This window comes from Phycisphaeraceae bacterium (assembly GCA_019636675.1).
Lineage (GTDB): Bacteria > Planctomycetota > Phycisphaerae > Phycisphaerales > UBA1924 > JAHBXC01.
This window is the reverse complement of the sequence record JAHBXC010000002.1, coordinates 659969-681467: the sequence shown is the minus strand read 5'-3', so window position 1 is coordinate 681467 and position 21499 is coordinate 659969. Positions and strand designations below refer to the sequence as shown.

23 protein-coding genes and 1 tRNA gene are annotated in these 21499 nt (G+C 68.0%); 9 read left to right on the top strand and 15 right to left on the bottom strand.

Translation table 11 applies throughout. The annotated features are described in order from the left end of the window. Positions 1 to 11: 11 nt before the first annotated feature. Positions 12 to 431 (bottom strand): GxxExxY protein, encoded by a 420-nt coding sequence (locus KF684_09580; protein MBX3353173.1) that lies wholly within the window; start codon positions 429 to 431, stop codon positions 12 to 14. Between the two features lie 90 nt (positions 432 to 521). Then, positions 522 to 1562 (bottom strand): zinc-binding dehydrogenase, encoded by a 1041-nt coding sequence (locus tag KF684_09575; GenBank protein MBX3353172.1) that lies wholly within the window; start codon positions 1560 to 1562, stop codon positions 522 to 524. 103 nt (positions 1563 to 1665) lie between these two features. Here KF684_09575 and KF684_09570 point away from each other — a divergent pair, with 103 nt between their 5' ends. The 3 genes from KF684_09570 to KF684_09560 are packed head-to-tail and all read left to right on the top strand — an operon-like array spanning position 1666 to position 3165. After that, positions 1666 to 1986, top strand: coding sequence for a winged helix-turn-helix transcriptional regulator (locus tag KF684_09570; GenBank protein MBX3353171.1), 321 nt, complete (start codon positions 1666 to 1668; stop codon positions 1984 to 1986). Between the two features lie 52 nt (positions 1987 to 2038). Beyond that, positions 2039 to 2581: a YeeE/YedE family protein gene (locus tag KF684_09565; GenBank protein ID MBX3353170.1), complete on the top strand. Its 543-nt coding sequence runs from the start codon at positions 2039 to 2041 to the stop codon at positions 2579 to 2581. A gap of 2 nt (positions 2582 to 2583) precedes the next feature. Next, a complete protein-coding gene (locus tag KF684_09560; GenBank protein MBX3353169.1) occupies positions 2584 to 3165 on the top strand; it encodes a YeeE/YedE family protein in 582 nt (193 codons plus the stop codon). 85 nt (positions 3166 to 3250) lie between these two features. Here the strand turns inward: KF684_09560 and KF684_09555 are convergent, their stop codons facing one another. From KF684_09555 to KF684_09510, 10 genes are all read right to left on the bottom strand, one after another. Then, on the bottom strand, positions 3251 to 3904 hold the full coding sequence (locus KF684_09555; GenBank protein ID MBX3353168.1) for a DUF1579 domain-containing protein: 654 nt from the start codon (positions 3902 to 3904) through the stop codon (positions 3251 to 3253). Positions 3905 to 4061: 157 nt separating this feature from the next. Further along, positions 4062 to 5234: a cobalamin-dependent protein gene (locus tag KF684_09550; protein MBX3353167.1), complete on the bottom strand. Its 1173-nt coding sequence runs from the start codon at positions 5232 to 5234 to the stop codon at positions 4062 to 4064. 119 nt (positions 5235 to 5353) lie between these two features. After that, on the bottom strand, positions 5354 to 5704 hold the full coding sequence (locus KF684_09545; protein MBX3353166.1) for a hypothetical protein: 351 nt from the start codon (positions 5702 to 5704) through the stop codon (positions 5354 to 5356). 3 nt (positions 5705 to 5707) lie between these two features. After that, positions 5708 to 6325 (bottom strand): nucleotide exchange factor GrpE, encoded by a 618-nt coding sequence (locus KF684_09540; protein MBX3353165.1) that lies wholly within the window; start codon positions 6323 to 6325, stop codon positions 5708 to 5710. Positions 6326 to 6346: 21 nt separating this feature from the next. After that, entirely contained in the window at positions 6347 to 7510 is a 1164-nt protein-coding gene (gene dnaJ / locus KF684_09535) for a molecular chaperone DnaJ (GenBank protein ID MBX3353164.1), read from the bottom strand. Between the two features lie 111 nt (positions 7511 to 7621). Then, a complete protein-coding gene (gene groL / locus KF684_09530) occupies positions 7622 to 9235 on the bottom strand; it encodes a chaperonin GroEL (GenBank protein MBX3353163.1) in 1614 nt (537 codons plus the stop codon). 523 nt (positions 9236 to 9758) lie between these two features. Beyond that, positions 9759 to 10046 carry a co-chaperone GroES gene (locus tag KF684_09525; GenBank protein MBX3353162.1) on the bottom strand — a complete coding sequence of 96 codons (288 nt, stop codon included), beginning with the start codon at positions 10044 to 10046 and terminating at the stop codon, positions 9759 to 9761. A 4-nt stretch (positions 10047 to 10050) separates the two neighbouring features. Continuing rightward, positions 10051 to 10935 (bottom strand): DUF4238 domain-containing protein, encoded by an 885-nt coding sequence (locus KF684_09520; protein MBX3353161.1) that lies wholly within the window; start codon positions 10933 to 10935, stop codon positions 10051 to 10053. Positions 10936 to 10939: 4 nt separating this feature from the next. Beyond that, positions 10940 to 12673 carry a chaperonin GroEL gene (gene groL, locus KF684_09515; GenBank protein ID MBX3353160.1) on the bottom strand — a complete coding sequence of 578 codons (1734 nt, stop codon included), beginning with the start codon at positions 12671 to 12673 and terminating at the stop codon, positions 10940 to 10942. 270 nt (positions 12674 to 12943) lie between these two features. Further along, positions 12944 to 13924: a hypothetical protein gene (locus tag KF684_09510; protein MBX3353159.1), complete on the bottom strand. Its 981-nt coding sequence runs from the start codon at positions 13922 to 13924 to the stop codon at positions 12944 to 12946. A gap of 135 nt (positions 13925 to 14059) precedes the next feature. Between KF684_09510 and KF684_09505 the strand changes: the two genes are divergently transcribed. Further along, a complete protein-coding gene (locus tag KF684_09505; GenBank protein ID MBX3353158.1) occupies positions 14060 to 15037 on the top strand; it encodes a MoxR family ATPase in 978 nt (325 codons plus the stop codon). Between the two features lie 31 nt (positions 15038 to 15068). Beyond that, complete coding sequence (locus KF684_09500; protein MBX3353157.1) at positions 15069 to 15314, top strand: CDGSH iron-sulfur domain-containing protein; 246 nt, start codon at positions 15069 to 15071, stop codon at positions 15312 to 15314. Positions 15315 to 15381: 67 nt separating this feature from the next. Here the strand turns inward: KF684_09500 and KF684_09495 are convergent, their stop codons facing one another. Further along, complete coding sequence (locus KF684_09495; protein ID MBX3353156.1) at positions 15382 to 15837, bottom strand: helix-turn-helix transcriptional regulator; 456 nt, start codon at positions 15835 to 15837, stop codon at positions 15382 to 15384. Next, positions 15834 to 16088 (bottom strand): hypothetical protein, encoded by a 255-nt coding sequence (locus KF684_09490; GenBank protein MBX3353155.1) that lies wholly within the window; start codon positions 16086 to 16088, stop codon positions 15834 to 15836. The genes KF684_09495 and KF684_09490 overlap by 4 nt, the downstream gene beginning before the upstream one ends. A gap of 279 nt (positions 16089 to 16367) precedes the next feature. On the opposite strand from KF684_09490, the gene KF684_09485 reads away from it, so the two are divergent. The 3 genes from KF684_09485 to KF684_09475 all read left to right on the top strand — a co-directional run bounded on the left by KF684_09485 (position 16368) and on the right by KF684_09475 (position 20440). Next, positions 16368 to 16937 carry a hypothetical protein gene (locus KF684_09485; GenBank protein MBX3353154.1) on the top strand — a complete coding sequence of 190 codons (570 nt, stop codon included), beginning with the start codon at positions 16368 to 16370 and terminating at the stop codon, positions 16935 to 16937. Positions 16938 to 16960: 23 nt separating this feature from the next. Next, positions 16961 to 19003 carry a serine/threonine protein kinase gene (locus tag KF684_09480; GenBank protein MBX3353153.1) on the top strand — a complete coding sequence of 681 codons (2043 nt, stop codon included), beginning with the start codon at positions 16961 to 16963 and terminating at the stop codon, positions 19001 to 19003. Between the two features lie 360 nt (positions 19004 to 19363). Continuing rightward, on the top strand, positions 19364 to 20440 hold the full coding sequence (locus KF684_09475) for a hypothetical protein (GenBank protein ID MBX3353152.1): 1077 nt from the start codon (positions 19364 to 19366) through the stop codon (positions 20438 to 20440). Between the two features lie 79 nt (positions 20441 to 20519). On the opposite strand, the gene KF684_09470 is transcribed toward KF684_09475, so the two are convergent. Further along, positions 20520 to 20606 (bottom strand) — tRNA-Ser (locus KF684_09470). 130 nt (positions 20607 to 20736) lie between these two features. Between KF684_09470 and truB the strand changes: the two genes are divergently transcribed. Beyond that, positions 20737 to 21492 carry a tRNA pseudouridine(55) synthase TruB gene (truB, locus tag KF684_09465; GenBank protein ID MBX3353151.1) on the top strand — a complete coding sequence of 252 codons (756 nt, stop codon included), beginning with the start codon at positions 20737 to 20739 and terminating at the stop codon, positions 21490 to 21492. Positions 21493 to 21499: the final 7 nt, after the last annotated feature.

The window sequence follows — 21499 nt, the reverse complement described above, 5'->3', positions numbered from 1 at the left end:
CAGATCCTGTTTTACCGCAGAGGACGCAGAGGTCGCAGAGGGGGGGATTGGGTCGGATGGGTCTGGGTGACCCGGGTCAGGGCGCGTCGGATGACGCCGTCGCGGAGCCGGGCCACATTGAAGTTCATCAGAAGCCCCACAGGGTATCCGGAAAGCCGCAGGTAGGTAAGCAGTTGGGCCTCGTGAACCCCCGAAAGCGCGTCGACGGCCTTCAACTCGACGACAACCGCGTCCTCCACAACGAAGTCCAGGCGGTACCCGGCGTCCACCTCGATCCCACGGTACCGGACCGGCAGCGCGATCTGGCGTCGAAACGTGACCCCCTGCTCCCCGAGTTCGTGCGCAAGACACGCCTCATAAGCCGACTCGAGCAACCCCGGCCCCAACTCACGATGCACACAGATCGCAGCCCCGATGATCTTCGAGGTCAACGCCTCATGCTCATACACCACCTTCTTCTCTTCCACACTCCCCCCTCTCTTCTCTGCGCCCTCTGCGACCTCTGCGGTAAATCTCTTCTCTCACTTCCACACGAGAACGACATTGCCGAACTGGTCCCCCGCTTCGATGCGGGTCCAGGCCTGGCGGGCGTTCTCCCACGGGTGCACGGAGTCGACGACCGGCTTGAGTTTGCCGGCGCGGAAGAGCGCGACGATCTCGCGGAACTCGTCCTGCGATCCCATCGTCGAGCCGAGGATGCGCAACTGGTTCCAGAAGACGCGCGCGAGGTCGGTGGTGGCGTCTGCGCCGGTCGTGGCGCCGCAGGTGACATACGCGCCGCCGCGCGCGAGGGACTTGACGCACCACAGGTGCGTGGCCTTGCCGATCGAATCGACGGCCACATCGAACCCGCGTTTGTTCGTGACGGCGCGCGCGTCGCGCGACCAGTCCTCGCCCTTGTCGAGCACGACATGGTCGGCGCCGAGCTGCTGGGCCTTCTCGAGTTTCCACGCGTGGCGCGAGGTCACCGTCACCGGGCAGCCCAGGTGCTTGGCGATCTTCATCGCGGCCGTCGCGACGCCCCCACCGATGCCCGTGACGAGCACGCTCTGGCCCGGGCGCAGTTCCGCCTTGCGCAGCATGCCCCACGCGGTGAGGAAGGTCAGGCCGAACGCCGCCGCCTCGGTCGGGTCGGCGTCGCCGACGGGCGCGAGTTGCGCGACGGGCGCGTTGAAGAACTGGCAGTGCCCGCCGTGGTGGTGCTCGCCCAGGAGTTCGTACTCGGGCGCGAGCGTGGAGCCCGGGGGGTCGTCGGGCAGCACGCGATCGGGCTGGCGCACCGCGGCGTTCATGATGACGCGCCGGCCGACCCACGAGGCGTCCACGCCCTCGCCCACGGATTCGACCGTGCCGCAGACATCGCAGCCCGAGATCCGCGGCCAGGTGAGGGGGATTCCGGGAAGCCCTCGCCCGACCCAGAGGTCCATGTGGTTGAGGGCGGTCGCCTCGACGCGCAGGCGGGCCTCGCCCCGGGCCGGCGCCCCTGGCTCGGGCCAGTCCTTCACGGCCTGGATGTTCGGGGCGACGGGGTTTCCCTGACGGCTGATAACTGCGGCGTTCATAGGGCGCAAGGGTAGCCCGCCCGGTCCGTGCATCCGCCCTGCCGATCCCGGGTTTCGCGCTGACGCCTTGACATATCAGAATAGTTTGATATATTGAGATGATATGACCACCCGCCCCACCACCCCGACCCTGCCTCTCGACGCGCTGGAGCGTGCGGCGGAGGTCTTTCGCGTGCTTGCCCACCCGGTCCGTCTTCAGCTGGTCGAGCGTCTCGACCTCGACCAGCCGCGCAGCGTGGGCGACCTTGCGGACGAGCTGGGCTTGGCGCACGCCGCGTGCAGCCAGCACCTGAACCTGATGCGCGTGCACGGGCTTGTGGAGCGCGTGCGCGAGGGGCGCGTCGCGATGTACCGCATCGCGGACCCGCGAGCCGTGGTCATCCTGAACTGCATCCGAGCCCACGCCGGCCCGGACGCGGGTTGATCGTCCCTGCATCGCGCCGTTGCGCGCGGGACGAGGACAAGGAGTGTTCGATATGCGGAATCCCCTGACGATGACGCGGTGGTCGCCCTATGCCGCCGGCGCCGGCATCGGCGTGCTCTCGTGGGCAACCTTCCTGTTCATGAACAAGGCGCTGGGCACATCAACCACCATGGTGAACGCGGCGGGGCTCGCCGAGTGCCTCGTCGCGCCCGAGCACGTGCGCGGGAACTCGTACCTCGCGAAGCAGGTCGTCGCGGGCAACGCGATCGACTGGCAGTTCGCGCTGGTCGTGTTCCTCGCGGTCGGCGCGTTCCTCTCGGCGCGGCTCTCGCGACAGAAGTTCGTCGAGCACGTTCCCGAGATCTGGAAGCGGCGCTTCGGCCCGAGCAAGGCGCTGCGCTATTCCGCCGCCTTCGTGGGCGGGCTCGTGATGATCATCGGGGCCCGTCTCGCCAACGGCTGCACCAGCGGCCACGGCATCTCGGGCGGGCTGCAGTTCGCGGTCTCGAGCTGGACCTTCTTCGTCGCGATGTTCGCGTCGGGGGTCGCCGCCGCGTTCCTGCTCTACGGCGTCAAGGCCGGGAAGGGAGTCTGACCATGGAAGGCATCACCGTCTTCGCGCCGATGTCCGACCTCGCGCAGGGCGCGCTCGTGGGCCTCGTCTTCGGCTTCCTGCTGCAGAAGGCCCGCGTCACGCGGTTCGACACCATCGTCAATCAGTTTTTGTTCCGTGACTTCACCGTGCTCAAGGTCATGCTGACGGCGATCGTCGTCGGCGCGATCGGGATCTGGGGCATGCTGCAGCTCGGCATGATCGAGGGTCTGCACGTCAAGAACGCGACGATCCTTGGCAACGCCGTCGGCGGGCTGATCTTCGGCGTGGGCATGGCCGTGCTGGGCTACTGCCCCGGCACCGGCGTGGCCGCGATCGGCGACGGCTCGCGCCACGCGATCTTCGGTCTGTTCGGCGCGATCGTGGGCGCCGGCGTCTACGCCGAGATCCACGCGTGGCTGAACACGCACCTCAACAAGGTCATTGACCTTGGCAAGGCCACCTTCCCGAGCGAGACCGGGCTGTCGCCCTGGTGGTTCATCCTCGCGACTGGCGTGATCGCCGTGGCGCTCTTCGTCGCGATCGAGCGTCTCGAACGCGGGCGGGCTCCGATCGCCGCGGCGTGAGCCCCGCTCCATCCCGCCAAACAACAACGCCGACGGTGGCTTGCGCCGTCGGCGTTGTCGTGCTTGTTCTGCTTCGTGGAGCGGATCAGTCCTTGGCGCGCGTGTAGACGAGCTTCATCGTCTTCTGCTCGGCGCCGTCGGGAAGGATCTCGTAGGACATCATGGTGTGCTGGTCCTTGGAGTCGATCACGATGACCTCGCGCGTCTTCTTGCGAGAACCGCTCATGGGGTCGTCGTACTCGGAGTGGAAGGTGAAGGTCTTCCCGTCGGTCGACACCGAGCCGAAGCCGGTCATGATGCCGGTGCCCATGTTGTCGAGCCAGAGGGTCTCGAACTGGCCGCTGATGTTGTTGAAGCCGGTGAGGCCCATGCCCTCGAAGGGCGCGCCCATGAACTCGCCGGCGTAGCTCATCTTCAGGAACCGGCCGCCCATGATCCACTCGTTCGTGGCCTTGGCGTCCATCTCCATCGGGGGGGCGCCCGGGTCCATCCAGAACGCGGCCTTGACCGTCCACTTGCCCGCCATGGGGTCGAGGAGCTTGTGCTCCTTGCCGGGCGTGCCGGCTTCCATGACCGCCTTCATCATGTCTTCCATCTCTGGCTGCGCAGCGGCGGCGGGAGCCGGCGTCGCGGGCTTCGAGGGCTGCTTCGTGTCCTGCAGCGCCGCCTGCGCGAGCGCGCCGCTGGACGCGACCTGGAGCGTGAGCGCAGCGCCCAGCGCAAACATCGAGAGTTTCATCATCGGATCTCCTGAGTCCATGCACGGCCCGACGCCGCCGGGATCACCCGGCCCGTCCGTAGCACCGTCGGGTCGACATGAGTATACAGGAATACCGGACCGGGGCGGCGCCTTTTTCGCGCGCGACTTCCCCCGAACCTCGCCCGACCGGGGGCGATCAGCCCCCCAGCAGGATGTCCAGCAGCTCGGGGATGCCCTGCGAACGCGTGGCGATGGTCTCCAGCGCCGGGCGCCGGCCCGCGATCTCGCGCAGGTCGCGCATCAGCTCGTTCTGGCCGGGGTGGTCCGCCTTGTTGCAGACGAACACATCGGCGATCTCGAGGATGCCCGCCTTGTCCATCTGCACCGCGTCGCCCATGCCGGGGACGAGCACCAGCGCCGTCTTGTCGACGTGCTCGCGGATCTTCGTCTCGTTCTGGCCGGCGCCCACGGTCTCGATGAACACGGTGTCGAACTGGCCCGACAGGCCGTCGGCCTCCGGGGGCTGCGCGCCGCCGATGAGTTGCACGATCTGGTCCAGGTGGTGGTAGTCCTCGCCGCTGATCGCCAGCGAGCGATAGAACGCCGCCTCGCTCATCGAGTTGAAGTCCACGCGCAGGCGATCGCCCAGCAGCGCGCCCTTCGTGATGGGCGACATCGGGTCGAACGCCACCACCGCGACGCGCCCGAGCGACTTGTCCGTCTTCGCGCGACGGCAGTACTCGTTCACCAGCTGCGCCACGAGCGTCGACTTGCCGGCGCCGGGCGAGCCCGTCACGCCGATCACGCGCTTCGGCCGGCGCAGCGGCGCGCCCTTGCGCAGCGATCCCTTCTCGTGCAGCAGCGAGATATCCCGCGCGAGCTGCGCCGTCGCGTGGCCCGACACCTTCTCGGCGCGCTCCACCACCGACCCGCGCACCGCGTTCACGATGTCCAGCAGGCCCGTGCCGGTCGTGAAGCACTCCTTCACGCCGGCCGCCTTCAGCTTCGGGATGTCGTCCTGGGGCAGGATCCCCCCCATGTACACCGGGATGTCCGGGCGACCCAGCGCCCTCAGCGACTCCAGCAGGCGCGGGCCCAGCACCAGGTGCGAGTTGCTCATCATCGACGCCGCGATCACGTCGCAGTCCTCGTCGCGCGCCGAGATCGCCAGCGACTGCGGCGTCTGCCACAGCCCGGAATAGATCACGTGCGCGCCGCTGTCGCGCAGCGCCCGCGCGATGATCTTCACGCCTCGGTCGTGCCCGTCCAGACCCATCTTGCCCAGCAGCACGCGCGGCCTGTGGGGCAGGTCGGCGCAGCGGTCCATCTTCTCGAACTCGGTCGTGGGCTGGTGAATCGCGGTTGGCATGAACGGGCTTTCGTGCGAGAGTTGTTCGAACGGATCGCCCCGGCCTTCGCAGGCACGGAGTCTAGAACGCCGGGCGATCACCCGGCCCGGGCGCCGGGGGCCCTGGGGGCAGCCCACGGTCAGTCCGCGGCCTTGGCGGGCTTGGTCGGTTTCGCGGGCTTCGCCGACGAGGCGCACTCGGACGCGGCATTCTTGCCGCAGGCGCACGAGCCGCCCCCGGGGCCGGGGGAGGCGGGGGTATCGCTCGACGCCTTCTTGTCGGCCTCGGCGCTCTTCTTATACGAGTCGGATCGGTAGTCCGTCTCGTAGAAACCGCCGCCCTTGAAGATGATCCCGCCGCCCAGGCCGATGAGGCGCTCCAGCGCGTTCTTGCCGCACTCGGGGCACTTGCGCTTGGGCGAGTCCTTCATCGACTGGAACAGCTCGAACTCGTGCTGACAGGCGTTGCAGCGATAGTCGTAGGTGGGCATGGGTTATTCCTCCGACCCGCCGGCGTCGCTGTCGGCGCCGGGCGAGACGATGACCTTCGCGGCGCGCAGCACGCGATCGCCCAGCGCGTACCCGGGCTGGTACACCTCGACGACGCGACCGGGCTTCACGCCCTCGCGCGGCATCTGGGCGAGCGCCTCGTGACGACCCGGCGTGAACTCGTCGTTGGCCTCGGGCCGGATGATTGTCACGCCGTGCGCCTGCTGGACCGCGCGCACCAGCTCGTCGCGGATCAGTTTCAGCCCGGCGACCGCCTGCTCGGCGGTGATCTTCTCCGCCGGCTGGCTGAGCGCCTGGTCGAAGTGGTCCAGCGCGTTGATGACGGTGCGCAGCACGCCGGCCGCCCCCTGCTTCTTCGCCTCTTCCTCGTTCTGGATCGAGCGGCGCTGGAAGTTCTGGAAGTCGGCGAGCGCGCGCAGACGCAGGCCCTTCGCCTCCTCCAGCTCGCGCTCCAGGTTCGCGACCTGCTCTTCGAGCGCCGCGAACCCGTCGCCCTGCGCGCCGGTCTTGGGCTCGACCTCGTCGTGGCCTTCGTCGTGCTGTCGTTCCGTGTCGCCTTGCATCATGGCTCGCTGCTCGCGTTTCTTTCGTGAGAATGCCATCCGGTCACCTTCCCCCTCGGATCACGCGCCCATCGCGTCGCGGAGTTTCGACCACAGCCCGCTCTTGCGCGGCGCCACCGCCACGTCCTCGGTCTCCGCCAGCTGGCGCAGCAGCTGCTCCTGCTTCTCGGTGAGCTTCTTGGGCACCTGCAGGTCGGTGACGACCATCAGGTTCCCGCGCTTGCCGCTGCGCAGGTTCGGGAGCCCCGCGCCGTTGATCGTGAAGACCGCGCCGTGCTGTGTTCCACGGGGAACAGCCAGCTGGTGCTCGGTGTCGATGGAGGGCACCGTGATCTGTGCGCCCAGCGCCGCCTGCGTGTAGGTGATGGGCAGTTCGATGAGCAGGTTGTCGCCGTCGCGCTCGAACAGGTCGTCCGCTTCGACGCGCACCACGACGTGCAGGTCGCCGCGCTGCCCGCTCCCGTCGGCCGAGACCTCCTGCTGGGGCGGCTCGCCCTCGCCCGCGATGCGCACCGCCTGCCCGTCGTGGATGCCCCTGGGGATCTTCACCGACAGGCGGCGCTTCGAGGGAACGCGCCCCTTGCCCCGGCACTTCGTGCAGCTGTCGAGCACCATCTTGCCGCGGCCGCGGCAGCCCGGGCACACGGTCTGCATCCGGAACATCCCGCCCAGACCCGTCTGGATCACGAAGCCGTGCCCGGCGCAGGTGGTGCACTGCACCGGCTCGCTGCCCTTCTCGGCGCCCGAGCCCGCGCACTCCTGGCAGACATCGAGGCGCGTGAACTCGACCTCGCGCGTCGTGCCCTCGAGCACATCCTTGAGCGTCAGCGTGATCTCGGTCTCGAGGTCATACCCGCGCGCCACGCCGCGCCGCGCCCGACCGGCGCGCCCCCCGCCGACGCCGTCGAAGATGTCGTTGAACATCGAGAAGATGTCCTCGACGTTCATCCGCGAGAAGTCGTGCGCCGCGCCCGGCCCGCCGGCGGCCCGACCGCGCAGGCCCTCGTGCCCGTACTTGTCGTAGACCTGGCGCTTCTGGTCGTCGGAGAGCACCTCGTAGGCCTCGGCGCACTCCTTGAACTTCGTCTCCGCTTCCTTGTCGCCCGGGTTGCGGTCCGGGTGGTACTTCATCGCCAGGCGCCGATACGCGCGCTTGATCTCCTCGCCGTTCGCCCCGCGCTCGACGGAGAGGATCTCGTAATAGTCGCGTGTCGTGCTGCCCATGCGTGGTCTCGCGTCCGTGCGCTGCGGCCTTCGTTCGTGAATCGAGCCCGCGGGGTGATTCTCCCGCGGGCCCGTGTGCTTTCATCGGTCAATCGAGCCGGGCGCCGTTCATCAGGAAACGGCCTGGGCCTCGGGCTTCTTGTCGTCCTTCAGGTCGCTGATCAGCACCTCGGTCGTGAGCATCAGCCCGGCGACGGACGCGGCGTTCACGAGCGCGGTCTTGGGGACCAGCGCCGCGTCGATGATCCCGGCCTTCACCAGGTCCTCGTACTCGCCGGTGGCGGCGTTGAAGCCGACATTCTTCGCCGACTCCTTCACCTTCTCGACGACCAGGTCGCCGTCGTACCCGCCGTTCTCGGCGATCTGCTTCACGCACGCCTCGACGGCGCGCGAGACGATGTCGTAGCCGAGTTTCTCGTCGCCCTTGGCCTTGGCCTTGGCGGTCTCGATGGCGCTCTGCGAGCGGAGCAGCGCGACGCCGCCGCCGGGGACATAGCCCTCCTTGGCCGCGGCCCGGGTGGAGTTCAGCGCGTCGTCGACGCGGTCCTTGCGCTCCTTGACCTCCATCTCGGTCGAGCCGCCGACATGGATGATCGCCACGCCGCCGGTCAGCTTCGCGAGGCGCTCCATGAGCTTCTCGCGGTCGTACTCGCTGGTGGACTTCTCGTGCTGCGCCTTGATCTGATCCGCGCGGGACTTGATGTCGGCCTTCTTGCCGGCGCCCTCGATCACGGTCGTGTCGTCCTTGGTGACGATGATCTTCTTCGCGCGGCCCATCTCGGACAGGTCGATCGACTCGAGCGAGCGCCCGAGGTCCTCGCTGAAGAAGGTTCCGCCCGTGAGGACCGCGAGGTCCTGCATCATGGCCTTGCGACGGTCGCCGAAGCCGGGCGCCTTGACGGCGCAGATCTTCAGCACGCCGCGCAGGCGGTTGACGACCAGCGCCGCGAGCGCCTCGTTCTCGACCTCTTCGGCGACGATGAGCAGGGGCTTGCCGCTGCTGGCGACCTTGTTGAGCAGGGGCAGGAAGTCGGCGAGGTTGCTGATCTTCTTCTCGTGGAGGAGGACCAGCGCGTCCTCGAGCACGCACTCGGCGCTCTTGGGGTCGGTCATGAAGTAGGGCGACAGGTAGCCCTTATCGAACTGCATGCCCTCGACATACTCGAGCGTCGTGTCGGAGGCCTTGCCCTCTTCCACCTCGACCACGCCCTCGGCGCCGACCTTCGCGATCGCCTCGGCGATGATCTCGCCGATCGACGCGTCGTGGTTCGCCGAGACCGTCGCGACCTTCTTGTAGTCGTCCTTGCCCTTGCACTTGGTGGCCATCTCGCCGATCGCGTCCGACGCGGCCTGGGCAGCGGCGTTGATGCCGCGCTGCACCTGCACCGGGTTCGCGCCCGAGGCCACGATGCGCAGCCCCTCGCTGAAGATCGCCTCGGCGAGCACCGTCGCCGTGGTCGTGCCGTCGCCGGCGATGTCGTTGGTCTTCTTCGCGACCTCGTGCACCATCTTGGCGCCCATGTTCTGGAACGCCTCGGGCAGCGAGACTTCCTTCGCAACGGTCACGCCGTCCTTGGTGACCTGCGGCCCGCCGTAGGACTTCTGGAGCATCACATTGCGCCCGGTCGGACCCATGGTGACCTTGACGGCGCGGGCGAGGCGCGTGACGCCCTCTTTCATCTCGAGGAGGGCGGCGTCGTCGAACATCATCTGCTTGGTGGCCATGTGTGTCTGTCCTGCAAAGGTCGCCAGAAGCGGCGGTGTTTGGTGGTGTCGTCTGCGAATCCCTCAGGCGACGGTGAGATCGCGGGAGGGGTCTCTGTCTCTCGTATGTCGTCCCACTGTGATCGTGGGGTGGCGTGGTACGGCGAAGCCGTGCCACGGCGTGGGGTCAGGTTCTTTCCCCCCTCCCGCTTGCGGGAGGGGGCAGGGGGAGGGTCTTCCTCTCTCCTCGATCTCAACCAGATCGAAGACCCTCCCCTAACCCCTCCCACGAGTGGGAGGGGGACTCTTTCTTTCCCGCCTCCCGCTTGCGGGAGGGGGCAGGGGGAGGGCTCTTCCTCTCTCCTCGATCTCAACCAGATCGAAGACCCTCCCCTAACCCCTCCCACGAGTGGGAGGGGGACTCTTTCTTTCCCCGCTCCCACTTGCGGGAGGGGGCAGGGGGAGGGCTCTTCCTCTCTCCTCGATCTCCAACAGATCGAAGACCCTCCCCTAGCCCCTCCCACGAGTGGGAGGGGGACCGGAATTAGGCCAGCACGCCCAGCAGTTCGCTCTCGCGCATGATCAGGTGCTTGACGCCTTTGATCTCGATCTCCGAGCCGGCGTACTTGCCGAACACGACGGTGTCGCCGTTCTTCACGGAGGGCTTGGCGATCGTGCCGTTGTCGAGGCGCTTGCCCGGCCCGGTCGCGACGACCTGCCCCTGCATAGGGCGCTCCTTCGCGGTCTCGGGCAGGTAGAGCCCCGATTCGGTCTTCGTGTTCTGCTCGATGGGCTTCACGAGCACGCGGTCTTCAAGGGGTTTGACGGCCATATTCTTACATCACTCCAACTTGGTTCGATGCCATAAAGGCGATTTTTGCTGCGTCGACAAGACTAACAGACTTCAGCCAATCGGGAGCACCTGAGGGCTCTGCAAGGTCACCAAATGAAGGCGCGCGAAGAACGGCAGCAATCTCGGTATCGCCCCCATCACGGTCAGGTGAAAGCGATGCCTGCAATTGATCAAGAAGCCCTTTGTTCCCTGAATACACACGATCTACCGCCGCCCCCAACAACATCAGGTTAAGCCCCTGCACATCATGCTCATCAATGCTGCCGAGCGACACACGTTCGCCACCAACATAGACAACATACGGCGACAACGGAAAGAGCCAGAAAAGCCCGCCAGAGCCTATGCGCGGAGCAAAGCACGCAGGGTGATCCGTGAGCAATAGCGGCTCGCCATCCTCAGGCAGGCAGAGTCGACGCCATCCCCACCAGTCTTGCCGAAAGATCTGCAGGGTTTGTCGCCACATCCATAACCGAGTCTCAGACACCCTTGCCCATGCAAGAGAATCGCCGGCTAGTGAGGCGTCATTGAAAGCGAGGCCAACAAACGGGGTCCGAGTGGCCTGCGCAGCAGAGAATTGAATAAATGTATCCAGTGCTTTCCTGCTAACCTTGTCTGCCCCGCACAATTCGTCGTAGATCTTACCGAATTCATTCTCGATTCGTGTGTAGATCCGATCGAGAAGATTACCCGGCGGCCCGTAGAACTCCTTGCCCCAAAGAACACCTTTCGGCGACTTTGCCCCAGCATCGACGCTCCAAGTCTGCTTGCGCAACTGAAACAGCTTGCCGTCTGCGTTACAGAAACGGCGACTGATCATTTGTGCAACAAAGTGTTGATCACGGCAAAGTGCCGGAGCCGGCGCGTTCATTTCCTTAGAACCCCATCCCACCCATGCCCGGCATGCCGCCCATGCCACCCATCCCGCCCATGCCGTGGTCGTGGCCGCCGCCGGCGGGGGCCGCGTCCTTGTCCTGGGGCTTGTCGGTGATGATGCAGTCGGCCGTCAGCAGGAGCGTCGCGACCGACGACGCGTTCTGCAGCGCCGAGCGGTCGACCTTGGCCGGGGTGATGACGCCGTCCTTGATCAGGTCGCCGTACTTGAGGGTCAGGGCATTGAAACCAAAGTTGGCGGCGGCGTTCTCGCTCACCTTCGACACGACGACCGAGCCCTTCTCGCCCGCGTTATCCGCGATGGTGTGCAGGGGCACGCTCAGGGCGCGGCGGACGACTTCCATGCCGGCGGCGTAGTCGAACTTGGCGTGGCCGATGTCCTCGGCGGTGACCTCGTTCTTCTTGCCGTAGACCGACTTCCAGTCCTTGTTGTTCTCGATCGCGGCGCGGGCGCGCACGAAGGAGGTCCCGCCCCCGGGGACGATGCCCTCGGCGACGGCGGCGCGGGTCGCGTGCAGGGCGTCCTCGACGCGCGCCTTCTTCTCCTTCAGTTCCGCCTCGGACGCGGCGCCGACATTGACCTGCGCCACGCCGCCGGACAACTTCGCGAGGCGCTCCTGGAGTTTCTCGCGGTCGTAGTCGGAGGTGGCTTCCTCGATCTCGCGCCGGATCTGCTCGATGCGGGCCTGGATCTTCTTGCTGTCGCCGGCGCCCTCGACGATGGTGGTGTTGTCGGCGGTGATCTCGACCTTCTTGGCCATGCCGAGCTGCGACAGGGAGACCTTGTCGAGTTCGATGCCCAGGTCCTTCATGATGGGCTCGGCGCCGGTGAGGACCGCGAGGTCCTGCAGCATCGCCTTGCGGCGGTCGCCGTAGCCCGGCGCCTTGACGGCGCAGACCTGGAGCGTGCCGCGGAGTTTGTTGATGACGAGCGTGGAGAGGGCCTCGCCCGTGATGTCCTCGGCGATGATGAGCAGGGGCTTCTTGGCGCCCATGACCTTCTCGAGGACGGGGACGAGTTTCTGGATGGAGTCGATCTTGTCTTCGTGGATGAGGACGAGCACCTTGTCGAGTTCGACCTTCATGTCGTCGACATTGGTGACGAAGTTGGGGCTGAGGTAGCCGCGATCGAACTGCATGCCCTCGACGACATCGACGGTGGTGTCGAGAGACTTGCCCTCTTCGACGGTGATGACGCCGTCCTTGCCGACCTTCTCGAAGGCGTCGGCCATGATCTTGCCGATCTCGACGTCGTTGTTGGCGGAGATGGAGGCAACGGCCTGGATGTCGGCCTTGCCCTTGACGGGGACCGCCTGCTTGCGGATGTTCTCGGAGACGAGCGTCACGGCGTCCTTCATGCCCTTGACGAGCAGGTTGACATTGACGCCGGCGCTGGAGAAGCGGAGGCCCTCTTTGAAGAGCGCCTCGGCGAGGACGGTGGCCGTGGTGGTGCCGTCGCCGGCGTCGTCGGAGGTCTTGGAGGCGGCCTGCTTGACGAGGAGGGCGCCCATGTTCTCTGCCTTGTCGCGGAGTTCGATCTCCTCGGCGACCGTCACGCCGTCCTTGGTGACGGTGGGCCCGCCCCAGGACTTATCGATGACGGCGTTGCGTCCCCGGGGCCCGAGGGTGGACTTGACGGCGCGGGCGACTTTCTCGACGCCGGCGAGGAGTGACTGGCGAGCGTCCACATCGAAGGCGAGGTCTTTGACGGCCATGGGGTTCGTATCTCCGAGGGTCGGTCGTGGGTCTGGGTGTCTGTGAGAAGCGCGCCGGGGAAGGCGATCCGGGTGGACCGCGGCCGCGGCGCGGGTCATTGCTGTCATGGGGAGTGGCAAGGCGGGCGCCAGCCCGGTGCTGCAACCGGGTAGACCCGAGATCGCCCGGACTGGGCCCTGGGACCGTTGCGGCGGGGTGGGGAGTCGGTTCGCGGCGCGTCGAGCGTCAGAGTGTGACGCGGTCGCGAGGAGCGCCTGCCATGTTGGCAGTCATCGGCGGGCCGGCGTCGACGGGCGCGACGCGGAGCCGACCACCTGGCGCAGCCCGGGCTGGGGGCGGCGCAGGGCCTGGGCGACGCGCACGGCGTCGTAGGCGCAGAACGCGGCGCCCACGGTGAACATCGCCGACCCCCCGAAGACGAGGAGCGAGCCCGCGATGTCGAGCCCGTCGCGCAGGGCGGGCGGCGAGCCGACGGCGACCACGCGAAGGACATCCCCCACCGACGCGACGAGCAGCGCGCCGGCCATCGCGAAGACGGTCTGGCGGTTCAGGCGCCCGGCGCGCATCGCCATCGACCGGCGTGCGAGCCGGCGCGCCGCGGGCCGGACGCACAGCAGCGCGCCGATCAGCGCGCCCGTAAAGACGAAGCGCGCAACGAGGCGGTCGGGGTCGGGCGACCCGACGAAATACGCCGGAGGGGTGACGGGGTCGATGACGAAATAGATGCGGTGGACCGCCCACAGCATGGGGGCAAAGAGCGGGAACGCCGCGAGCGTGATGAGCATCTGCGCTCGCGTCGTCTTCGAGACGGGCCTGACGATGGTGAGCGGCGCGAAGGCCGCGACCGAGACGCACAGGAAAATCGCGAGAGCGAAGAAGCGCGACTCGAAGAACCGCGCCGTGTCGAGCGGGGTGTAGCGCTCGGCGGCTTCGGCGACCCGGGGGAGCCACGCGGTGATCGTCGCGATGAAGCCGGCGATGACGCCCCCGGCGAGCCCGTAGGCGGCGAGACCGGGATGCAGCAGCGGCTGGAGTTCGTCCGCCTGCGGGTCGACCTTGGCGAGGATCGTGGCCCGGACCGCGCTGCCGCACTCCGGGCAGACGCCGATGACGGAGAGCCCCTGGAGGTCGTACCCGCAGGTGATGCAGGGCATCGCGCCGGTGAGGGAGAGGCCGATCGCGAGTTCGGGGTCGGCCTCGGCGAGTTGCGATCGCGTCGCGGGCTTGGGGGGGTCGGAGCCGAGCGGCAAGGAACCGTTCGACGCGCCGTGCGCATCAGGGGAGGGTCGTTGGTCGTCGCGAGGGATGGAATCCACTATCGTTGAGGCGCCGAAGTTTCCGTGTCACCGACGCCGCGAGCGAGGGCGTATGAAAAGGCCGAGATCATGCATCGAGTGCTGGAACGACTCCGCGAGAATATCCGACGCGTGTACTTCGGCAACCCGGGGGCCGTTGACCGGCTGATCGTGTGCCTGCTGGCCCGGGGTCATGTGCTGATCGAGGATGTGCCCGGGGTTGGGAAGACGCTGCTGGCGACGACGCTGTCGAAGTCCCTCGACTGTCGGCTGAGCCGCATCCAGTTTACACCGGACATGCTGCCCAGCGACGTGCTGGGGGTATCGGTCTATGACCGGGAGACGGGCCAGTTCGAGCTGAAGCGCGGGCCGATCTTCGCGAACATCGTGCTGGCGGACGAGATCAACCGGACGACCCCCCGGACTCAGGCGGCGATGCTGGAGGCGATGAACGAGGCGAGCGTGTCGCTGGAGGGTCGCGTGATCCCGCTCGAGCAGCCCTTCATGGTGATCGCGACGCAGAACCCGCTGGAGTTCGAGGGCGCCTATCCCCTGCCCGAGAGCCAGCTCGACCGGTTCCTGATGCGCATCCAGCTCGGCTACCCCACGCCCGAGGAAGAGGCGCAGGTGCTCGAGCTCCGACCGGGGCTGACGATGTCGGAGTCGGCCGGCTCGCTCAACGGCGACGATTCGCGCCTGGGCGCGCTGGCGCGCGTGCAGCCGGTGGCGACGCGCGACGAGGTGCTCGAGCTGCAGCGAATGGTCGACACGGTGAAGATCGATCGATCGCTGATCGACTACATCGTGTCGCTGGCCAACGCGACGCGCAACCACCCGGAGCTCGAGGTGGGCGTCTCGCCCCGCGGCACGCTGGCGCTCGCCCAGGCGGCGCGCGCGACGGCGCTGCTGCAGGGGCGTGACTACTGCATCCCCGAAGACATCACGAGCAACGCGGTTGCGGTCTGGGCGCATCGCGTGAGCACGCGCGGGTTCGCGCTGCGCGGGCGCATCGACGCGGCCGGGACCATCATCCAGCGCGTGATCGAGAGCGCCGACGTCCCGGTGTGAGTTTCACACCTTTGGAAGAGAGCAGACGACGATGCCACGACTGGTGCGCTTCGAGGGCTCCGGCCCCATCAAGATCGAGCCGCAGGACAAGCCCGTGTTCATCTGCGGGTGCGGGCTGACGCGCAAGTTCCCCTTCTGCGACGGGACGCACAAGGTCTGCCGCGAGGAGACCGCCGGGAAAACATACGTCTACACGGACGAGCGGACGGTCGGCGAGGTGCGCGACGAGAGCGAGAGCGACCGGCGCACCGTGGGCGGTCACGGCCCGAAGGCGTGAGCGCGCGGCGACGCCGGCGTCCCCCGGAGAACGCCGGCGTGCCGGGCAAGGGAGGATGAGGAGGAGTTCACCCTCCGCGGATCGCGCGGTCGATCTCGTCTTCGTCGGGCTGCTGTGACTGGAACCCGGCGCGCTGGTCGACCTCGTCGGCGAGCGCGCGAAGCTGCTCGCCCAGTTTCGCCATCTTCTCAATGAGCATGGCGTCGACGACCCGGACGCTCGGCGATCCGCGATGCGGGTCGGGCCCGCCCGGGCCCGTGCCCAGGAGCAGCCAGTCGGCCGAGACGCCGTAGCGTTCGCAGACGGCGATCAGGAACGCCGCCGGGGGCGAGGATTCCCCCTGCATCCAGCGTCGAATGCTCTGCGCGTGGAAGCCCATCTCGGCTCCGAAGCCCCGGAGCGTCTGGCGGTGCATGAGGAGGCGGATCCGCTCCCCGATGGCGATGTTCATCGCCCTGCGGCGATTTTCCAACGCGTCGTAGTCGCGTGGGATGAACTCGTCTGGTACCTTGTAGTCGGTCACACGATCTCCTCACCGGCGTTCTCGGCGGCGAAGCATTCGTCGTTCGGGAACGGCACCCCCGAGTCTCCGTTGAACTGCGCATCGATCCACCTGAGTATCGCTTCCCAGCAGTCGGTTCCCCCGGCGAGATGGCAGGGCACGCACTCCTCCTGGTCGCCGGACTCGGCGCGGTCGATCGACGCGCGGAGCATCGAGTCTGGCGCGAACCGCGACACCGCCGCGACGATCGGGCAGGCGCTCTGCACCAGCACGAAGCCGGCGAACGCGCTGCACGCGAGGGTTCTGAGGAATGTGGTCTGTGTGGCGCACGTCCCCCGGGTTCTCGGCTCTTGCCTCAGGGCGCAGAGCCACCGCGCACGCGGCGTGAGATCCCGCATCGTCAATCACTCCAGGGTGTGGGACGAGGCCGCCTCGCCGGCGCCAGCCGGGCCTTCGCGGCGCGTCCGTTCGCCTCTGGAGATGACGACGGGAGGTGGAGCGTGAGGCCCGCCGGAAAGATTTCTCCAGGGTTCGCCGGCGCCCTGGAGGGAATGGGCGATCTTGACGCCCTGGTCGAGCGCGTCCGCGCGGGCGACCGGGAAGCGTTCGCGATCTTCCTGCAGACGTACGGCGAGCGCATCCGCGCGAGGGTGCGCCTGCGCCTGAGCCCGTCGGTGCGCCGGCTCGCCGATTCGCAGGACATGATGTCGACCGTGGCGCGCCGGCTCGACCGGTTCGTGCGAGACGGGCGGATCAGGGCCTCCGGGGCCGACGAGCTCTTCTCGCTCGTGCTGACCACCGCCCACAACGCGATCCTCGAGAAGCACCGGCTGGTGCGCCGGCTGCAGCGCGTGGAAGGGCCCGACGCCGCCTGGGCGCGCCCGCTGATATCCGCGTTGCGCGACGACGACGCGGCGGTCGCGCTCGACCCGCTGATCGGCGACGCGCTCAACGCGCTCTCCTCGGACACCGACCGCGCGATCCTCTCTCGCTGGCTCGCCGGCGACACCCTGGCCTCGTGCGGCGCCGCGCTCGGGCTCAGCCCGGAAGCGACGCGGCAGCGTTGGCGCGCGATGCGCCTCACCCTCCGAGAAACCCTGCGACAATGGGGCGATCACTGAACCGCGACGGGAGCGAGACCGCGATGGACACACGCAGCAGTCACGAAGGAGCCGAACCGCGCCGGGCCCCCTGGCCGCTCGACGATGAGAATCTCGCCGAAGCGATCGGGATCGACGCCCGGCGACGCATCGCGTCGGGCGATCGCCTCTCGCTGCGCGAGTATCTGGACGCGATCCCCCACCTGGCACGCAGCCCGGTCGCGCTCGACATCGCGATCGAGTCCGTGCTGCTGTCGCACACCAGGGGTCGGATGGACCGCGAGTCGCTCCTGCGCGCCTCGCAGGAGTTGTCGGAGGCGCACCCCGAGCTGGCGCCCGCGATCAGAGACGCCGCGGCGCTGTCGGCGCTCATGTGCTCGACGCGCACGATGAAGCAGCGCGCCCTCGCCGACCTGCTCCCCACGCCCCCCACCGACTTCGGCCCGCGCCTGCCCGGGCGCGAGGCGCGGTTCCGGCTCGTCGGGTTGCTGGGCATGGGCGCGCACGGCGCGGTCTATCTCGCGATCGACCGCGCGCTGTCGGAGCCAGACCGGCCGGCGCAGGTCGCGATCAAGGTGCTGCTGACCGAGGAATCCGAGAGTCAGGACAGCGCCGTCATCACCAGCGAGGGCGCCAAGGCGCGCCGGATCGACCACCCCAACGTCGTGCGGATCTACGACGCCGGCGTCGCCGACGACGGGCTGTCGTACCTCGTCTCCGAGTATGTCCCGGGCGGGACGCTGCGCAAGGGCGATCGCGCCGTGCAGACCCCCATGCCGGCGCGCGACGCGGCGCGGCTGTGCGCGCAGATCGCCGACGGCGTGCAGGCGGCGCACGCTGCGGGGCTGATCCACTTCGACCTGAAGCCCGACAACATCCTGCTCGGTGCCGACGGCGCGCCCAAGGTCGCCGACTTCAGTCTCGCGGTGCGCAGCGCCGAGCGACTGCTCAAGTCCGACGGGGCAGACCCCACGCCGGGCACCATCGGCTTCATGGCGCCCGAACAACTCCGCGGCGAGACGGCCCGACTCGACGCGCGCGCCGACATCTACGCCCTCGGAGGCATCCTCTACTGGCTGCTGACCGGAGGGTTCCCCAACAGCGCGGGGCTCGAGAACCGGCGGGGCTACGACCCCGGCGCCTCGCACCGTCGCCAGCGCGAGTGCCTCGCGCACCTCCCCACCGACTTGCGCGCGATCGTGCTGCGCGCCCTCTCGCCCGACCCGGAGGCGCGCCATCGCACCGCGGCGCAGTTCGCGGACGACCTGCGCCTCTGGATCGAGAAGCGCCCGATCCCGTGGACCAGGCCCTCGACCGGCCGCGTCGCGACCATGTGGGTGCGCCGACGCCCGATCGTCGCCGGCGTCGCGCTCGCGGCGCTCCTGGGGGCCGGGGCCGCCGCCGGGACGGTCGCCAGACTCAACGCCCTCGCTCGCGCCGCGGACGCCGAAGCCAAGGCCAAGGCGTTCGACGCGCAGATCGCGCAGGCCCGCCTCGAAGAAGAAGAGCGATGGAAGACCGAGGCGCGCAAGACGATCTCCGTCCTGCAGGGACAGTGGCGCCACATCATGCGTGAGGGCGTCGCGACGGAGAACCTGACCGTGCTCTGGGCGCAAGAGTCGCTCTTCGGCGGCGGGCTCATCACCGACAACGCCATGGTCGACGCCACCCGGCGCCAGCGCGCCGAGCTGTACCGCGTCGCCTTCGCCGAAGTCGTGCGCACGCAGGGCGTCGACAGCGTCGAAGCGCTCGTGCTCGGCTCCAGCGCCGTGTACTCCGACCTTTTCGTCGGGAACACCTACGCCGCGTCGCAGGTCTTCGACGAGTTCGCGCCGCACTGGCGAGATCGCCTCACCGATGACGACCGCTGGCGCACGATCCTTCGTGTGCTCGAGGAGTGCATCGGCGCGCAGCGTGCCTCGCTGAACGGCGCGCCCCTCCCGAGCGATGACCACTTCGCCTCGCTGGCGAACGAGGTCCGCGGCATGACGGACGCGAGCCCGATGCGACTGCTTATCCGCGAGACGAACAAGATCGTCCGCGAGCGAGAACGCGTCGAGCCGAGCCTGTCGGCGAGCGGATCGTGAGCGACCATCGCACGCCAACGGACGTGCGGGATCGACTTGTGGACCATTTCTTCGCCCTTTGGGCGCGCTTGTGGACCATATTTGTTGCCGCGCGATCCGGCGCACACGCGCAACTGTTCGCTTGCGAATGACATAGCGATACGGGGATGTTTTCCTGCGTCTCTGCGCGCTTTGCGCTTGTGGCTTGCGCGAGCGATCAGTACAGTGCGCTCGCACGCGTGTGACGCGGCGCGCCCTTGTCGGCGCACCCGCTCTCGCACCCGGGGGTGCGTCGTCCGCTGATTCGTTGTCACCGCTCGGGTCATCGTGAGCCGGGCGCGGTTTCTCCTCAACGCGGCGACAGCCGCAAGGAGCAGAGTCATGGTGCGCACGCATCGAACGGTTCTCGGGTCGCTCGCCGCCCTCGTCGGGCTCGCCGGCGCGACCGCTGCGGTCGGGGGCATCACCCCATCGTTCTGTTTCCCCCTGAACAACGGGAATTTCAACCTCGGCTTCGCCTTCTGGAGCCCGGACGTCGAGCTCGGTGAGTTCGGCGACACGAGCACGAACGCCCTCGTCTCGGCCACCCCGCTCGGGTTCCTCCCCGCGCAGGGCAACATCGCCACCTTCTTCACCGAGGCGTCAGCCGACTGGGAGTGCCTCACGCCCAACGGCAGCGCCGCCTCGTCGACGGTCGTGCTCTCGCGCACCGTTCTCAGCGCCACGGCGCCGACGCTCCGCTTCCGCTACGGCGCGCAATACAGCTTCCTCGTCGCACGGGGCGGGCTCGTCGAGTACTCCCTCGTCGCGGTCCTCACGAACCGCACGACGGGGCAGATGATCAAGTGCCCCCTCGCCCGCGACCGGAGATCCTCAGTCACCGGGCAGGAAGGGATCCTCCAGGTGCCCTTCACCACGTTCACCAGCTGCAACTGCACCGGCAACAACTTCATCCAGCCCGGCAACGAGATCGAGGTCGAGGTCGTCTTCAGCGTCCGCGCCGACGGGAGGCCCACCGACTCGATCTCGTTCATCGGCGGGCCCGGCTATGCCGACGACTTCGAGTTCTGCAACATCCTGTGTCTCGAGCCCATCGATCCCGTCGAGAAAGCGGACAACATGATGACCGCCGCGCCCGTCGCCACCTTCCGCGACTTCGGACCCATCGCAGCCGATGTGTCCGGCGACGATCTCCGTCTCGCCCTCTTCGACATCGACGGCGACGGCGTGATCACTCCCGAAGAGATCATGGAGCGCATCAACGCCAACGAGGTCGTCAACCTCACGCTCTCCCCCGCCGACCTCAACGCCGATGGAGTCGTCGACCACGCCGACCTCGAGATCATGATGCGGGTCATGGTCACCCCCGACGCGAACAACCCCCTCCTGGGCGATGTCAACGCCGACGGCGTCGTGGATCGCGCCGACGTCAGCGCGATACTCGAACTCATGCGCTGAGCCGGCAAGGCCTTTCAGCAACGCCACGCCAAAAGAAAGACCCCCGCGCCGTTCTCACGGCGCGGGGGTCGCTTTCAAGCGGAGAGGGGGGGATTCGAACCCCCGATACGGTTACCCGTATACAGCATTTCCAGTGCTGCTCCTTCAGCCTCTCGGACACCTCTCCGGGGTGTCGCCGACCGACCCGAAGGGCGACCGGCGCAGGGAGCGAGAGGGTACGCACCGCCCCGCCCGTTGTCAGCAGATATGCCCGGGCGGGACGGGGCCTTCCGGGCCGCCGGGGCGAACAATGCCCGGTGAGCAGAGGACGCAAAAACCACAGACCCGACCTCAACGGCGTCCTCGTCGTCGACAAGCCCTACGCCATGACCTCGGCGAAGATCGTCGGCATCGTCCGCAAACGCACCGCCGGGGCGAAGGTCGGGCACGCCGGCACGCTCGACCCCCTCGCCACCGGCGTGCTCGTGCTCTGCCTGGGTAAGGCCACGAAACAGATCGAGTCGCTGATGGGCACCGAGAAACGATACCTCGCCGACCTCGATCTTTCGGCGTTCTCCCCGAGCGACGACCTCGAGACCGAGCCCGATCCGGTCCCGGTCGATCGCCCCCCCACCATCGATCAGGTGCGCGACGCGTGCTCGCGGTTCGTGGGCGAGATCGAGCAGCGCCCCCCCACCTATTCCGCGGTGCAGATCAAGGGCGAGCGCGCGTACGACCTCGTGCGCGCCGGCAGACTGCTCGAACGACCGGCTGCGAAAAGAATCCGCATCGACGCGATCGAGGTCTTCGCGTACGAATGGCCGCGCCTCACGCTCGACATCCGCTCGGGTCGCGGCGTCTACATCCGCTCGCTCGCGCGCGACCTGGGCGAGGCGCTGGGTACGGGCGGCATGCTCACGGCGCTGCGCCGCACAGCGGTCGGCCGGTTCAAGGTCGAGGACGCGTGGACGCTGGAGACACTGCCGGAGCAGGTCGGGGCGGAGCATTTGCTCACGCTCACGACCCCTGCGCCGACGCACGCGCCGGCAGACTCTCCGTGCGCGGAGGCATGATCAACTC